A 15,012-nucleotide genomic window follows, 5' to 3' on the forward strand; every position below is an offset into this window, starting at 1 on the left:
GCCGCCGGGTAGAACTCCACGATCTCCCGCGCTTCTCCGATCCGCCTTTGCACGGTCCGGTCCGGGGAACGCAGCACCCCGCCGATCTCGGCGGCGATCGACCTGAGCGCCATGTCATGCGCCCGCACATTCGCCGGCGAACCAGCCGCTTCGGCTTCCGCGAGCTGGCCGGCACGGGCGAGCATCCGCACCTCCGCCACCTGGGCGGCCGCCAGCCTCAGAGCCGCGGATTCCGCCTCACCCACCAGCCCCGGCAGCGACACGTCACGACCGGACACACCACCGACCGACGCCGCGCCACCGTCGACGTCACCACGAGTCGGTGCCGCGAAGCCGCCTGCGCCGCCGTCAACGAACGGCGCTCGGCCGTCGCATCCGGGTGTCGTCGTGGGCTTCTCCATACCTGCACTCTGACAGCCACCACCGACATCCGCGCGGACCATCATCGTCGACCAGAACCGCAGATCAGATGCACATTCCACCGACATCCGTTCGCGCCCCTCCGCGCGCCGGGCTCGCTCCTCAGAAGCACATTCCGCCGACATCGTGCAGCGCGTCAGCGCGGCCTCAGCTCGCCGGCCAGATACGTGCTCAGCCGGTGCCGACCGGGCGCCACCCTGGGACACCCGACCGGAGGCCCGGAGCGCGCTCCACCGACGTCTCGAACGCACCGAGGCACTTCTCGCGCCTGAGTTCGTACCCTCGGCGAAACCAAGACGAGACGAGACGAGACGAGATGAGCGCCAGGCCGGCCTAGTACTGCGCGCGCGTCAAGACCCCTCCCCCGCAACGCACGCAGGCCCCGCCGCCGTCGAGGGCGTCGGGGCCTGCGTTCCGGAGGATCCGTGCGCGCCGGGACGAGGCCGCGCGGATCGGTCAGGAGAGCGGGATCAGAGAGCCAGCTGGCCCTCGATCTCCTTCGTCTTGAGGCGCGCCATGGCGAGGTTCGAGCGGTCGCGGTCGAGCACGAGGTAGATGAAGACCTCGGGGGTGCGGGCCATGGGGCGGATGATGTGGAACTGCGTGGTGAGGGTGATGAGGATGTCGTCGATCGCGTCACCCAGGCCGAGCGCCTTGGCGGTGCGCAGCTTGGCGCGCACGACCTCGGTGTTGCCGGCGGCGGCGACGTCGAGGTCGATGCCCGAGCCGACGCCGCCGAGCAGCATGCCGGTGCCCGAGTCGACGAGGGCGGCGGCCTTCGCACCCTCGATGCGCAGGAGCGCCTCGAGCGAGGCCTGGACGTTGGAGACAGCAGCGATGTCGGTCATGGTTCGTTCTTCTTTCGGGTTGTGGTGTTCGTGTGAGTTCGGATGTTCTGGTGGTCCTGATCGGCGAGCGCGGTCGAGCGCGCGACAGATCAGAAGTTCGGGGCGGCCATCGCGGCGGACGCCGCGGCGGGCAGACGCTGGGCGAGACGCTCGGCGGTGAGGCGGGCGGTCGAGAGCGCCTTGCCGAGGGTCTCGTGCGGCTGGAACAGCGCGGCGAGCACGATCGGCTGGCCGGGGATGCGCAACTGGATGACGTGGCCCTGGGCGCTGCCCATGATCACGTACTCGCTGTCGCCGATGCGCAGCTCGTGTCCGACCGCGTCGCTGAGCGCCTGGATCGAGCTCGACATGCTCGCGAAGCGGCTCGCCTCGGTCTGCGTGCGCGACACGTGCACGATGTCGAAGCCGTCGTCGGTGAGCAGCGCGGCGTAGATGGTCGACGGGGCGAGCTCGCACATCCCGCTGAGGGCGGCGTGCCCTTCGCCGATGACGAACTGGTCCTGGTGGATGGGCTGGTTCATGGTGCGACCGCCTCCGCAGCCGGGGCGAGCATCGCCCGCATCTCGATGTTGGCGATGAGCGTCATGAGCACGGTGCGCATCTGGCCGGCGTCGCGCGGGTCGACCGTGAAGACGGGGACGATCAGGTCGGGGCGCTGCGCCTGCAGCGCGGCCGAGTACGCGGCGAGGCCGGGGCCGACGCCGAGGTCGGTGCGCGAGACGCCGACGATGACGCCGCCGCGCTCGTAGAGGTCGCGGAAGTCGTCGAGGTACTCGATCATCGTCTGCACCGCGTCGGGGGCGTCGTCGTTGACGAGCATGATCATGCCGCGGGCGCGCTTCTTCAGGATCGCCCACATGAAGTCGAAGCGCTTCTGACCGGGAACGCCGTAGAGGCGCACCTTGTCGTCGTCGCCGAGGGTGATCTCGCCGTAGTCGAGCGCGACCGTGGTGGTGGCCTTGTCGACGACGTGGCGCTCGCTGTTGGCGGCCTCGGTGCTGACCACCTCGATCTCGCTGAGACTGCGGATCGCGGTCGTCTTGCCGGCGCCCATGGGCCCGGCGAAGAGGATGACGTGCTCGGCCATGCGTTACATCCCCAGTTTCTCGCGCAGGCGGCGGAACAGGCTCCGGGGCGCATCGGCGCGCGCCGGAACGGTGACGGGAACCGCGGCGACCGCCGACGCCTCGACCACGCGCATGAGCGTGAAGGCGTTGATGAGGCGCTGCGCGGAGGAGCGGTCGGTGCCGGCCGCGGCGGCGAGCTCGTCGGCCGAGTAGTGCGCGTTCGCGAGAGCGGCGGCCATGCGGATGTGATCCATGTGGTGCGTCAGCTCGACGAAGTTCGGCCAGCGGTTGAGTTTGTAGCGCTCGCCGGGGATCAGCCACGGGGCGGGGGCGTCGCCGAAGCAGGTGAACCCGACGCGCCAGAGCAGCTTGTCGAGGTCGGCGCCCGGCAGCGGGAAGACGGCGGCATCGCCTTCGGCCATGGTCGCCTGATGCACGAGCACGCTGTCGGGCGCCGAGGGGTACTGGCCGATCGGCAGCTTCGCCTCGAAGGCGCGCTCGCGGAAGTCGATGAGGATGGGCGCGTAGCTGGCGACGTCGAGTCGCATGACGACGGGTGCGGGCGTCGGGCCGACGGCGTGCACCGCCACGGCGACGCGCGCCCAGCCGGACACGGCGACGCCGGCGGCCTCGGCCGCGGGCTCGAAGCCGACGCCGGAGTACCGGCTCTCGGTCGGCGCCCCCTGGGCCCAGGTGGCCGTCATCGTGCGATCGTCTCGACGGCACGCTCTCGCGTGTGCATTGGAACTCCCCTGCCACGCGGAGACTTCGGGATGACGCGAGCCCCCGCTCGCGATCTCCGTGTGACAGGTACGAGTCTCATGGAGGATAGACAGAACGGGGAGTCCCCCATTAGGAGGACTCCCCGGACGGGTGTCGAAAACGATTCGGGGCGTCAGCCCGCGCGTCAGGTCAGCGCGTCAGCCCAGCGCGCGCAGCCGCGGCGCCAGATCCCGCTCGAACAGCTCGAGGAAACGACGCTGGTCGTGACCCGGCGCGTGGAAGACGAGGTGGTTGAGACCCGCATCCACGTACTGCTTGATCTCGGCGACGACCGCGTCGGGGTCGCTGCCGACGATCCAGCGCTTCGCGATCTGCTCGATCGGCAGCGCATCCGCCGCCTTCTCCATCTCGAGCGGATCGGTGATGTCGTGCTTCTGCTCCTTCGACAGCGACAGCGGCGACCAGAAGCGCGTGTTCTCGAGCGCGGCGTCGTGATCGGTGTCGTAGCTGAGCTTGATCTCGATCATCCGGTCGATCGTGCTCGCGTCGCGGCCCGCCTTCTCAGCGCCCTCGAGCACCGAGGGGATGAGGTCCTCCGTGTAGAGCTCCATGCCCTTGCCGGAGGTGCAGATGAAGCCATCGCCCGCACGGCCGGCGTAGCGCGCGACCATCGGGCCGCCGGCGGCGATGTAGACGGGGATGCCGCCCTCGGGCACGTCGTAGATCGACGCGCCGTGCGTGGAGTAGTACTCCCCCTCGAAGTCGACGCGGTCGCCCTTCCAGAGCTCGCGCATGAGCCGCACCGACTCGCGCAGGCGGGCGAAGCGCTCCTTGAACTCGGGCCACTGCTGCTCGCCCGCGCCCTGGAATCCGGTCGCGATCTCGTTGAGCGCCTCGCCGCTGCCGACGCCGAGGAAGATGCGGCCGGGGTACAGGCATCCCATCGTGGCGAAGGCCTGGGCGACGACGGCCGGGTTGTAGCGGAAGGTCGGCGTCATCACGCTCGTGCCGATGCGGATCGTCGAGGTGCGCTCCCCCACGGCCGCCATCCACGCGAGCGAGAACGGCGCGTGACCGCCCTCGTGCCGCCAGGGCTGGAAGTGGTCGCTCACCGCCACCGACTCCATGCCGTGCGCCTCTGCGGCGACCGCGATCTCGACGAGCTCGCGCGGGGCGAACTGCTCGGCCGATGCCTTGTACCCGAGTGTCAGTGTCACCCGTCGATCCTGTCATTCCGGCGGCGGGATGCGCCGGGTCGCGGACGCGCTCTCAGCGGGGCTGCGGCAGGCGGGGCGGCCCGTCAGGCGGTCTGCAGCTGCCGGCGGCGCTCCTGACGCCAGTAGCCGGAGAAGAAGATGCGCTCCTTGTCGAGGCCGAGGCGGCGCACATGGCGTCGCCCGCTCGTCGCGAGGTCGGACTCGCCGACGAGGTAGGCGTACGCCGTATCGGCGAGGCCCTCGACGCGCAGCAGCTCGGCGAGCGCGGCCTGGCCGGGGGTCGCGCGGGGGTCGGCGGATTCGTCGCGCACGATCCAGCGGCGCTCGACGCCGACCGGGCCGGGCAGCTCGCGCACGTCGCCGCGCGTCGCGACCTCCTGCAAGACCAGGCCCGTCGCATCCACCGGCAGCGAGGCCAGGATGCCGGCGGTGCCCGGCAGTCCGGTCTCGTCGGCGACGATCAGCACCTCGGTCGTGTCGTCGGGCTGGTCGTAGAGGGCGCCCTGGTCGAGGAAGGCCATGTTGTCGCCGGGCTGCGCGGCGTCGGCCCAGATCGCGGCACCGCCTTCCAGCTCGCCGGCGGCGCTGCGGTGCAGCACGAAGTCGATGTCGAGCTCGGCCGGGATGCGCTCCCCGTCGGCGCGGTCGGCCGCGTCGTCCGCCTCGGCCGCCGGACGGAACGCGGCGACCGTGTAGTTCGCGCAGTGCGGGCGGCGCTCTTCGGGGATGTCGAGGTAGTTCTGCCACCACTTGCGCCCCTCGACGGCGGGCAGGAAGAGCTCGTCGTGGTGCGGCAGCTGCAGGAACAGGCGGAACCAGTGGTCGAATCCGAGGTAGTCGAACTCGGCCAGTTCGGCGCTCGAGACGGTGACGCGCTGCATCGACGGGGTGAGCCGACGGCTCGCCACGACCTGCGCGCGGAACAGTCGCGGATCGGCCGGCTGGAGTCTCGGGAGCTTCGGCATAGAAGGGAAGCCTAACCTCACCGAGACCACCACGAGCTGAGAGCGAGGCGGATGCCGCGCGGGCTACGGCGTGTTCGTGCGGATCTGCGCGTTGCGGCCGCCGAGGAACCAGCCGAGCGGCCCGAGGAAGGGCATGAAGAACACGAGCAGGATCCACAGCAGCTTGCCGCCGCCGGTGTAGCGCGCCGACACCAGGATCGAGATGAGCGCGGCGATGAAGAGCACGACCTGCAGCACCACGACCACCACGATCGCGATGGTCCCGCCGACGGCGAGACCGGCGACCGTGGAGTCGTCGGCGGCAGCGGGCGCCGCCGACGCGAGCGAGGCTGCGGCGAACGGGGACAGAGCGATGACGTGCATGCCTCCACGCTAGGAAGCGACCGCACCCCGCGCATCCGCCGCTCGGAGGATGCGCTCATTCGCGAGTGGTACGGGGAGGCCGCGCACGTCCCGCTAATGTCGTGCGAGGCGCGGCACGGAGCCGCCCGGGAGAGGGGCCTTCGTGGCGATCTGGAAGCTGCACGGCGACGGCAAGACGGTGCCGTCTCAGGAGATCGTGCTCCCCGAGGAGCGCCTGAGCTGGCCGCGCACGATCGGCTTCGGCGTGCAGCACGTCGTCGCGATGTTCGGCGCGACGTTCCTGGTTCCGCTCATCACCGGATTCCCGACCAGCACGACGCTGCTGTTCTCGGGCGTCGGCACCCTGCTCTTCCTCCTCATCACGGCCAACCGCCTGCCCAGCTACCTGGGCTCGTCGTTCGCCTTCATCGCCCCGATCGGCGCCGCCACGGCGGCCGGCGGGCGTGGGTCGGCCCTCGCCGGCGTCATCATCGTCGGCGTGCTGCTGGCGATCGTCGGCGCGATCGTGCACTTCTCGGGCACCCGCTGGATCGACGTGCTCATGCCGCCGATCGTCAGCGGCGCCATCGTGGCGCTCATCGGCTTCAACCTCGCCCCGGCGGCCCGCGACAACTTCGCCAAATCGCCCGGCATCGCGCTGATCACGCTGCTCGCCGTCATCCTCGCCGCCGTGCTGTTCAAGGGCTTCCTCGGTCGACTGTCGATCGTGATCGGCGTCGTCGTCGGATACATCGCGGCGGTCATCGCCGGCGAAGTGAAGTTCGACGAGGTCGCGAAGGCGCCGTGGGTCGGCCTGCCCGAGTTCACGACGCCGAGCTTCACGCTCGACCACCTGCCGCTCTACCTGGCGTTCCTGCCCGTCGTGCTCGCCCTCATCGCCGAGAACGTCGGCCACATCCGCGGCGTCGGCCAGCTCACCAAGCGCGACCTCTCTCCGCTGACCGGACGCGCCCTCTTCGCCGACGGCGTCGCCTCGATCCTCGCCGGCATCGGCGGAGGCTCACCGACCACGACCTACGGCGAGAACATCGGCGTCATGGCCGCGACCCGCGTCTTCTCGACCGCCGCGTACTGGGTCGCCGGCATCGCCGCGATCCTGCTCGGCCTGTCGCCCAAGATCGGCGCCGTCATCAACACGGTGCCGCCGGGCGTGCTCGGCGGCGTCACGACCGCACTCTACGGCCTCATCGGCATCATCGGCGTGCGCATCTGGGTCGAGAATAAGGTCGACTTCTCGCTGCCGAAGAACCAGCTCACGGCCGGGGTCGCGCTCATCATGGGCATCGCGAACTTCACGCTCGTCTCGGGCGATATGCAGTTCACCGGCATCATCCTCGGCACGGTCGCGGCGATCGTCGTCTACCACGTGATGAGCCTGATCGGACGGGCGCGCGGCACCGAGTCCGAGCGCCTCACCTGAGCCGACGCGCACAGCAGAAGGGCCCCGCCGACCGGCGGGGCCCTTCTGCGTCAGCGCCGGCGACTCGGCGTCGACTCCATGGCGACGCAGCCCGGGGTCAGCACCGGATCAGCGCGGCGTCTGCAGGTAGTCGGCGACCGGCGTCGGAACGTACGGGCGCACATCCCCGCCGAGCTCGGCGACCTGGCGCACGAGCGACGACGACACGTGCGTGTGCGCCGGGTCGGGCAGCATGAACACGGTCTCGACGCCCGCGAGGTCGCGGTTGACGATCGCCATCGGGGTCTCGTAGGCGACATCCACCTGCGAGCGGATGCCCTTCACCAGCACGCTCGCACCCACGTCGGTGCAGTAGTCGACGAGCAGCCCGACGCTCCAGCTGGTGACGAGGATGTCGCCCGAGATCTTCGCCTCGGCGATCGAGTCCTGGATGAGCGAGACGCGCTGCGCGATCGGCAGCAGCGCCGTCTTGCCGGGGTTGTGCACGACCAGCACGTGCAGCTGGTCGAAGATGCCGGCCGCGCGCTCGATCACGTCGAGGTGACCCAGGGTGACGGGGTCGAAGGAACCGGGGACGACGGCGATCCTGCTCACGGCATCCAGCGTAGCGAGTCCCTGTGACCATCTTGTTACCGGAGGTCACGGGACAGCGCAGCCTCAGCCCTTGGCGAGGAACGCCGCCTCGGCCTCGTCGAGCCGACGGGCGAGAGCGGCGGCGAGCGCGGAATGCTGCGCGAGCGCCGGGTCGGCGTCGAGCACCCCGGCTGCGGCCTCGCGGGCGTCGCCGATCAGGTCGCCGTCCTTCGCGACGCGCAGCAGGCGCAGCGACGAGCGGCCGCCCGACTGGGCGCTGCCGAGCACGTCGCCCTCGCGCCGCAGCTCGAGGTCGACGTTCGCCAGCTCGAAGCCGTCGAGGGTCGCCGCGACCGCATCCACCCGCTCGCGCGCGAGCGTCTCGGGCGCGGCGTGCGTCACGAAGAGGCACAGCCCGGGCACGCCGCCGCGGCCGACCCGGCCGCGCAGCTGGTGCAGCTGCGAGACGCCGAAGCGGTCGGCGTCGAGCACGACCATGGTCGAGGCGTTCGGCACGTCGACGCCGACCTCGATCACTGTGGTCGCGACGATCACATCGATGTCGCCGGCGGCGAAGGGGCGCATCACCGCATCCTTCTCGTCGGCGCTCATGCGGCCGTGCAGCGCCTCGATGCGGCGCCCGGCGAGCAGCGGGTTGCGGCGCACCTCCTCGACGACGGTGAGCACGGCCGCGATGGGCGGCGGAGGGCCGTCGGCGCCGGGCTGTCCGGCCGGCGCCGGTCCGTCGTCGGGCGCGGGCGCGAGATCCGGGTCGGGGGTCTTCGCGTCGATCGCCGGGCACACCACGAAAGCCTGACGGCCCTGTGCGAGCTCCTCCGACATCCGCTCCCAGATACGGCGCTCCCAGCCGGGGTGGTCGGCGAGGCCGACGACGAAGGAGGCGATGGGCGTGCGACCGGCCGGCAGCTCGGAGATCGTCGAGATGTCGAGGTCGCCGAACACCGTCATCGCGACCGTGCGCGGGATGGGCGTCGCCGTGAGCACGAGCACGTGCGGTGAGCGCCCCTTGAGTCGCAGCGCCTCGCGCTGGTCGACGCCGAAGCGGTGCTGCTCGTCGACGACGACGAGACCGAGGTCGGCGAAGCTGACGTTGTCGCCGAGCAGCGCGTGGGTGCCGACGACGATCGAGGCCCCACCGGAGGCGACCGCGAGCAGGGCCTTGCGGCGCTCGGCGGCGGTCAGCTGCCCGGTCAGCAGCGTGGGACGCAGTCGCGCGGCGAGGTCGGGGCCGAGCGAGCGGGTGATCGAGCGCAGGTGCTGCGCGGCGAGCACCTCCGTCGGGGCGAGCAGCGCCGCCTGACCGCCCGAGTCGACGACCGTGAGCATCGCCCGCAGCGCGACGAGGGTCTTGCCCGAGCCGACCTCGCCCTGCACGAGCCGGTTCATCGGCGCATCGGAGGCGAGATCGCGCTCGACCTCCTCCCCCACGAGCCGCTGGTCGCCGGTGAGCTGGAACGGCAGCGCCGCGTCGAACTCGGCGAGCAGCCGACCGGGATGGCGCGGGTCGGCCGCCTCGGCCCGGCGGGCGGCGCGCTGACGCAGCAGCGCCGACTGCAGCACGAAGGCCTCCTGGAAGCGCAGCGCATCGCGCGCGGCACGCCAGTCGCGATCTCTCTCGGGCCGGTGCACGAGCTCGAGCGCCTGCGCGAAGTCGACCAGTCCGCGCTCGCGGCGCACCGCATCCGGAACCGGATCGTCGAGTCGGGGCAGGGAGTCGAGCACGACCTCGACGGCCTGCTGGATCTTCCACGTCGGCAGCGTCGACGTCGCCGGGTAGACCGGCACGGGCTGCTCGGCCCAGCTCTTCGCTTCGTCGCCTCCGGCGCGCAGCGCGTCCGCCCGCGGGTCGTCGGCGTCGAAGAGCTCGTAGTCGGGATGCGCGAGCTGCCGCTGCCCGCGGTAGTCGCCGACCTTGCCCGCGAACATGCCGCGCACGCCCGGCTTCAGCTGCTGCGAGCGCCAGGCCTGATTGAAGAAGGTGAGGCTGAGGATGCCGCTGCCGTCGGTCACCTCGACCTCGAGGATGGATCCCTTGCGCTGCCGCATGACGCGCTCGTTGACCTTGCGCACCTCGGCGACGATCGTGACGTCCTCGCCGACGACGAGGCTCGCGAGGGCGGTCAGCTCGCCGCGGCGGGCGTAGCGGCGCGGGTAGTGGCTCAGCAGGTCGCCGACCGTGCGCAGGCCGAGCCCGCGCTCGAAGGCCGCGGCGGTGCGGTCGCCGACGACGGCCGCGAGCCGCCGCTCGAGCGGTCCGCCGTCGAGCGCGTGCGCGGAGGCGGGGCTCGGGGTCACGTTCCGAGGCTACCGACCGCGTCCGTCAGGCGGCGACGTGGTGCCAGCCGCGGCACTACAGCCAGCCGCGCCGTTTGAAGACGAAGTACAGCACGACCGCCGAGCCGACCATGATCCCGATCGCCAGCGGGTAGCCGAAGGTCCAGTTCAGCTCGGGCATGTACTTGAAGTTCATGCCGTAGATCGAGCCGATGAGCGAGGGCACGAACAGGATGGCGGCCCACGCCGAGATGAGGCGCGCCTCCTCCGCCTGCCGGTTCGAGGCGGCCGAGAGCCGCTGCGACTCCTCGTTCTGGCGCTGACCGACGAGGTTCGTGTTGACCTGCAGGATGTCGCGCAGCAGCACCCGGAACTCGTCGATGCGCTCCTTCGCCTGCACGACGTGGTCGGCGACGTCGCGCAGGTACTGCTCGAGCACCTCGGCCACGTCCCCGTCGACCCAGCCCGACGACAGCTCGTCGATGATCCCGATGAGCGGGCTCACGGCGCGGTCGAACTCGATCACCTCGCGGTTGAGCTGGTAAATGCGCTTCGACACTGTCGGGTCGCCGTCGAACACCTGCGTCTCGATCTCGTCGATGTCGTTGGCGAGGCCCTTCACGACGGGCAGGTAGCCGTCGACGACGGCGTCGAGGATCGCGTAGAGCACCGCCTCGGCACCCTCGGCGAGCGCCTCGGGCGTGGTCTCCATCCGATCGCGCACCGGCGTCAGCTTCGGCGACTCGCCGTGGCGCACCGTGATGACGAAGTTCTGGCCGCTGAAGACGTGCAGCTCGCCGAACTCGATCTGCTCGGCGGCGTCGTCGTAGTAGGCGGCCTTGAGCACCATGAAGCGGGTCTCGCCGTAGCGCTCGATCTTCGCGCGCTGGTGGGCGGTGACCGCATCCTCGATCGCGAGCGGATGCAGGTCGAACTCGGCCGCGAGCTCGGCCATATCCGCCTCGTTCGGCTTGAGCATGCCGATCCAGGCGAGCGCGTCGGGGTTCTCGTCGAGCAGGTGGAAGGTCTCGTTGAAGCTGCCGGGCGCCGCGAGTCGGGCGCCGCCGGCGTAGACGACGTTCTTGAGCACGCTCGCGGGCATGCGCGGGGCCGCGGTCGCGCCGGTGGCGGCGGTCGGGCGTGAGGTGTCGGTCACGCGAGCATCGTAGGCCCGCCCGGCGACGCAGCGGGGGCACGGCTCAGGATGCGCGGAGGCGCGCCGGGCAGCTCACCCCGGTCGTCCCGGCCCGCTAGCGTCGAGGGGATGCGCTCGGCTGTCCTCCTCGTGCTGGCCACCCTGTTCTGGGCCGGCAACTTCGTCGTCGGCGCCGCCGCGCTCGACGAGCTCGACCCCGTCAGCCTCACGTGGATCCGCTGGCTGCTCGCCGCGCTGCCGCTGCTGCTCATCGCCCAGGTCGTCGAGCGCCCGTCCTGGCGTCAGGTCGCGCGGCACTGGCCGAAGCTGCTGCTGCTCGGCGCACTCGGACTCGCCGGCTATCCGCTCACGCTCTACTCGGCGCTCGAGTTCACGAGCCCGCTGTCGGCGTCGCTCATCAACTCCGCGAACCCAGCGCTGATCGTGATCATCGCGGCCGTGTTCCTGCGCGAGCGCGTGACCCCGCTCACCGTCGTGGGCATCCTGCTCGGACTCGGCGGCGTGCTGCTCGTGATCAGCAAGGGCGACCCGCTGGCGCTGCTCGCGCACGGACTCAACCCGGGCGACGCGATCATGTTGCTCGCCATCACGATCTGGTCGATCTACACGCTGCTCGGGCGGCGCCTCACGGCGGTGCCCCCGATCACGAGCACCGCCGTTCAGGCGCTCATCGTCGCGGTCGTCGGGGCGCCGTTCGCGCTCGCGCACGGCGTCGCGTGGCCGGTGTCGGGCGGCGGATGGCTCGAGGTGCTGTTCATCGTGCTGTTCCCCTCGGTCGGCTCGTACCTGCTCTGGAACACGGCGACGCGGCGCGTGTCCGCGGCGGCGGCATCCATCTACATCAACCTCATGGTCGTGTTCACGGCGCTGACCGGGCTGCTGTTCGGGCATCCCGTCTCTTCCGTGCAGCTCATCGGCGGGGTGATCGTGATCGGCGCGGTCGTGCTGCTGGCGCTGGCGGGGCGGCGGGCCGCGGCTCGCGCCGCCGTGACAGCGGAGGACACGATCGCCCCGACGCCTCCGACCTCGCCGCGCGACGCTAGCGTGGAGCCGTGACGCGCATCATCTCCGGTTTCGCCGGGTCGCTGCGGCTGGCGGTCCCGCCGGCCGGCACCCGCCCGACGAGCGACCGGGTGCGCGAGGCGATCTTCTCCGCGCTCGAGGCCCGCGACGCGATCGAGGGGATGCGGGTGCTCGACCTCTACTCGGGGTCGGGCGCGCTCGGTCTCGAGGCCGCGTCCCGCGGCGCGCGCGAGGTCGTGCTGGTCGACCGCTCCGCCGCCGCCGCGCGCGTCGGCCGCGACAACGCGAAGCTCGTCAGCCGGGCCGCCCCGCGTGGCGCCGCCCCGCAGATCACCGTGTCGAGCTCGCCCGTGCAGTCGTTCCTCGGCGGAACGGTCGGCCCCTGGGATCTCGTCTTCCTCGACCCGCCCTACGACCTCGGCGGCGCGGAGCTGACGCACAACCTCGAGGCGCTCGTCGGCGTCCTCGCCGACGACGCGCTCGTCGTGATCGAGCGCTCCGCTCGCGATCTGCTGCCCGAGCTGCCCGCCGGCCTCGAACTCGAACGCAGCAAGGACTACGGCGACACGGCCGTGCACTGGATCGCGACAACCCCGAACGAGGAGCCCACCCCATGATCGTCGCCTTCTCCGTCGCCCCGAGCGGCGGCCCCGCCGGCACCGGCGACAGCGCCTCGGTGCACGACGCCGTCGCCGCGGCCGTGCGCATCGTGCGCGAGTCGGGCCTGCCGAACCGCACGAGCTCGATGTTCACCGAGATCGAGGGCGAGTGGGATGAGGTCATGGATGTCGTGAAGCGCGCCACCGAGGCCGTCGCCGCCTACGGCACGCGCGTCTCGCTCGTGCTCAAGGCCGACATCCGCCCCGGTCACACGGGCGAGCTCGACGGCAAGCTCGAGCGCCTCGAGGCCGCGATCGACGAGCAGACCGCGCAGGGCTGAGCCCTCGCCCGAGCCCGCCCTTGATCAGGCGCCGTGGGCCCCGCCGCGCTCCGTCGCCGCGGCGATCGCCTTCAGCCGCTCGATGACCGTCTGCACGCTGCGGCGCGCCGCCGACTCGGGGCGGGTGAGCACGTCCACGTGGCGGCCGAGCGTGAGGTCGGCGATCGGACGCAGCACGACGCGGTCGCGGTAGGCGTCGGGCAGGCCGGTGTGCCGGGGCAGCAGCCCGATGACCGAGGTCGCGGCGATGATGCCGGCGGCGACGTTGAACTCGTTGACGCGGTGTGCGATCTCGATCGGGCGGCCGGTCGTCGCGGCGTGCGCCTGCACGAGCAGCGGCTCGAGTGCGAAACCCTCGTGGGCGGCGAGCCAGGTCGCGTCCACCAGATCGGCGAGCTGGATGCGGTCGCGCCGGGCGAGCGGGTGGTCGACGGGGAGGGCGAGGTCGATCGGCTCGACCAGCAGCGGCGTCACCGTCACGCGCGTCTCGGGCCAGGGCGGGGACGCGAGCGGACGGTGGGCGATCACGATGTCGTGGTCGGCGACGAGGTCGGGGAATCCGTCGATCGAGACGTCCTCGTCGCGGCAGCGCACCGTCGGTGCGGCCGGGTCGGTGCGGGCCGCGGCGACCGTGTCGGCGATGAGCTGAGGGAACCAGGCCAGCCCGACGCTGTGGAACGCGGTGACGCTCACGACCGCGGCCGGCTCGCTGAGGTACTCCTGCACCGTCTCACGCGCGCGGGCGAGGGCGCCGAGCACGTCGCCCGCCGCATCCGCCAGACGGTGACCCGCCGGCGTCAGCACGAGCACCCGTCCCTGCTGCCGGGTGAGCGGCACGTCGCCGACCGCCCGCTGCAGCGTCGCCAGCTGCTGCGACACCGCCGACGCCGACAGGTGCATCGCCTGCGCCACGGCCGTGACCGAGCCGCGGTCGCGCAGTTCGCGCAGCGTGCGGAGGTGGACGGAATCCATGAAGCAGAACTTACTCGTACCTGAGCACAGACGCCGTTGTTCTTCAGGGATGCGCTGGCCAGTCTCGACACGTGATCTCCTCCCGCGTCGGCTCGGCGCTGCGCCGCCAGACCCCCGACCTCGTGCTCATCGCGATCGCTGTCGTCTGGGGCGGCAGCTACCTCGCCTCGAAGGATCTCGCCGCCGCGTCGACGGCCGCCGCCGTCACGTGCGCGCGCTTCGTGCCCGCGGCGCTGATCATGCTGGCGCTCTGCGCCGCCCGGCGCGGGCGCGGGCTGCGCGGCTCACTGCGCCCCGGACTCGCGCTCGGCGCCCTGCGCACCGCGACGATCGCCCTCGAGACCGTCGGCGTCACGATCACGAGCGCCGCCAACGCGGGGCTGATCATCGGCCTGTCGGTGCTGTTCACCCCGCTCATCGAGTCGGCCGTGCGCCGGCGACGCATCTCGGCGTCGCTGCTCGGCAGCATCCTGCTCGCCCTCGTCGGCGTGGCGCTGCTGGTCGGCGGCAACGGCGTCACCCCGCCGAACCTCGGCGACGCGCTGCTGCTCACCGCCGCCGTGACCCGGGCCGCGCTCGGCGTCGCCGAGGCGCAGACGGCGCGGCGCCCCGGAACCGACGTGATCGCGCTCACGACGATCGAGCTGACCGTGGGGGCCGTCGTGTTCGCGGTCGTCGGCACCGGGCCGCTGCTGTCGGCGGCGAGCGGATTCGGCGCGGCGCAGTGGGGCGTCATCGCCTACCTGATCGTCGGGTGCACGATCGGCGCGTTCCTCGGGCAGCTCTGGGCGACGCGGCGCACGTCGGCGTCGCGGGCGGGGATGCTGCTCGCGACCGAGCCGGTCTGGGCTCTCGGCATCGCCGTCGTGCTCGCCGGAGAGCGCATCGGGCCGCTCGGACTCTGCGGCGCCGCGATCCTGCTCGCCGCGACCGTCTGGGGTCGCCGCGCCGAGCGCGCCTGGCGGGAGCGGGGCCTCGACGCCGCACCCGCCCCACGCCCCGATCTGGGGTGAGACACGGGCTGTCCACC

16 protein-coding genes and 1 pseudogene are annotated in these 15,012 nt (G+C 71.7%); 5 read left to right on the forward strand and 12 right to left on the reverse strand.

Features of this window, described 5'->3' with window-relative positions; genetic code table 11:
• From FJ657_RS17415 to FJ657_RS12360, 8 genes and pseudogenes are all read right to left on the reverse strand, one after another.
• Positions 1–401, reverse strand: a pseudogene (locus tag FJ657_RS17415) (hypothetical protein); the annotation flags it as partial.
• A gap of 489 nt (positions 402–890) precedes the next feature.
• A complete protein-coding gene (locus FJ657_RS12330; protein WP_141164032.1) occupies positions 891–1,268 on the reverse strand; it encodes a hypothetical protein in 378 nt (125 codons plus the stop codon).
• An 89-nt stretch (positions 1,269–1,357) separates the two neighbouring features.
• Positions 1,358–1,789: a roadblock/LC7 domain-containing protein gene (locus FJ657_RS12335; RefSeq protein WP_141164033.1), complete on the reverse strand. Its 432-nt coding sequence runs from the start codon at positions 1,787–1,789 to the stop codon at positions 1,358–1,360.
• A complete protein-coding gene (locus FJ657_RS12340) occupies positions 1,786–2,355 on the reverse strand; it encodes a GTP-binding protein (RefSeq protein WP_141164034.1) in 570 nt (189 codons plus the stop codon). Before FJ657_RS12340 ends, FJ657_RS12335 begins: the two co-directional genes overlap by 4 nt.
• A 3-nt stretch (positions 2,356–2,358) precedes the next feature.
• The gene (locus tag FJ657_RS12345; protein WP_141164035.1) at positions 2,359–3,039 is read right to left on the reverse strand and encodes a hypothetical protein; all 681 of its coding nucleotides are present in this window, start codon (positions 3,037–3,039) and stop codon (positions 2,359–2,361) included.
• Positions 3,040–3,255: 216 nt separating this feature from the next.
• On the reverse strand, positions 3,256–4,275 hold the full coding sequence (gene fgd / locus FJ657_RS12350; RefSeq protein WP_141164036.1) for a glucose-6-phosphate dehydrogenase (coenzyme-F420): 1,020 nt from the start codon (positions 4,273–4,275) through the stop codon (positions 3,256–3,258).
• Between the two features lie 83 nt (positions 4,276–4,358).
• Entirely contained in the window at positions 4,359–5,240 is an 882-nt protein-coding gene (locus FJ657_RS12355) for a siderophore-interacting protein (protein WP_141164037.1), read from the reverse strand.
• Positions 5,241–5,303: 63 nt separating this feature from the next.
• Positions 5,304–5,603 (reverse strand): PLDc N-terminal domain-containing protein, encoded by a 300-nt coding sequence (locus FJ657_RS12360; RefSeq protein ID WP_141164038.1) that lies wholly within the window; start codon positions 5,601–5,603, stop codon positions 5,304–5,306.
• 142 nt (positions 5,604–5,745) lie between these two features.
• Here FJ657_RS12360 and FJ657_RS12365 point away from each other — a divergent pair, with 142 nt between their 5' ends.
• The gene (locus FJ657_RS12365; RefSeq protein ID WP_255447320.1) at positions 5,746–7,023 is read left to right on the forward strand and encodes a uracil-xanthine permease family protein; all 1,278 of its coding nucleotides are present in this window, start codon (positions 5,746–5,748) and stop codon (positions 7,021–7,023) included.
• A gap of 108 nt (positions 7,024–7,131) precedes the next feature.
• On the opposite strand, the gene coaD is transcribed toward FJ657_RS12365, so the two are convergent.
• The 3 genes from coaD to FJ657_RS12380 all read right to left on the reverse strand — a co-directional run bounded on the left by coaD (position 7,132) and on the right by FJ657_RS12380 (position 11,047).
• The gene (gene coaD, locus FJ657_RS12370; RefSeq protein WP_141164039.1) at positions 7,132–7,617 is read right to left on the reverse strand and encodes a pantetheine-phosphate adenylyltransferase; all 486 of its coding nucleotides are present in this window, start codon (positions 7,615–7,617) and stop codon (positions 7,132–7,134) included.
• Positions 7,618–7,680: 63 nt separating this feature from the next.
• On the reverse strand, positions 7,681–9,912 hold the full coding sequence (locus FJ657_RS12375) for an ATP-dependent DNA helicase RecG (protein ID WP_141164040.1): 2,232 nt from the start codon (positions 9,910–9,912) through the stop codon (positions 7,681–7,683).
• Positions 9,913–9,967: 55 nt separating this feature from the next.
• Positions 9,968–11,047, reverse strand: a complete 1,080-nt coding sequence (locus FJ657_RS12380) for a magnesium and cobalt transport protein CorA (RefSeq protein ID WP_255447321.1) — start codon at positions 11,045–11,047, stop codon at positions 9,968–9,970.
• A gap of 108 nt (positions 11,048–11,155) precedes the next feature.
• Here FJ657_RS12380 and FJ657_RS12385 point away from each other — a divergent pair, with 108 nt between their 5' ends.
• Genes FJ657_RS12385 through FJ657_RS12395 form a run of 3 tightly spaced genes read left to right on the forward strand, consistent with a single transcriptional unit; the run spans position 11,156 to position 13,010 of the window.
• On the forward strand, positions 11,156–12,103 hold the full coding sequence (locus FJ657_RS12385) for a DMT family transporter (RefSeq protein ID WP_141164041.1): 948 nt from the start codon (positions 11,156–11,158) through the stop codon (positions 12,101–12,103).
• Positions 12,100–12,687, forward strand: a complete 588-nt coding sequence (gene rsmD, locus FJ657_RS12390; RefSeq protein WP_141164042.1) for a 16S rRNA (guanine(966)-N(2))-methyltransferase RsmD — start codon at positions 12,100–12,102, stop codon at positions 12,685–12,687. Before FJ657_RS12385 ends, rsmD begins: the two co-directional genes overlap by 4 nt.
• Positions 12,684–13,010 (forward strand): thiamine-binding protein, encoded by a 327-nt coding sequence (locus FJ657_RS12395; RefSeq protein WP_141164043.1) that lies wholly within the window; start codon positions 12,684–12,686, stop codon positions 13,008–13,010. Before rsmD ends, FJ657_RS12395 begins: the two co-directional genes overlap by 4 nt.
• A gap of 24 nt (positions 13,011–13,034) precedes the next feature.
• Here the strand turns inward: FJ657_RS12395 and FJ657_RS12400 are convergent, their stop codons facing one another.
• Complete coding sequence (locus tag FJ657_RS12400; RefSeq protein ID WP_141164044.1) at positions 13,035–13,982, reverse strand: LysR family transcriptional regulator; 948 nt, start codon at positions 13,980–13,982, stop codon at positions 13,035–13,037.
• Between the two features lie 71 nt (positions 13,983–14,053).
• On the opposite strand from FJ657_RS12400, the gene FJ657_RS12405 reads away from it, so the two are divergent.
• Complete coding sequence (locus FJ657_RS12405) at positions 14,054–14,995, forward strand: DMT family transporter (RefSeq protein ID WP_141164045.1); 942 nt, start codon at positions 14,054–14,056, stop codon at positions 14,993–14,995.
• Positions 14,996–15,012 lie beyond the last annotated feature (17 nt).

The sequence above is a fragment of the Schumannella soli genome, from assembly GCF_006517435.1.
In the GTDB taxonomy this organism is placed as follows: domain Bacteria; phylum Actinomycetota; class Actinomycetes; order Actinomycetales; family Microbacteriaceae; genus Schumannella; species Schumannella soli.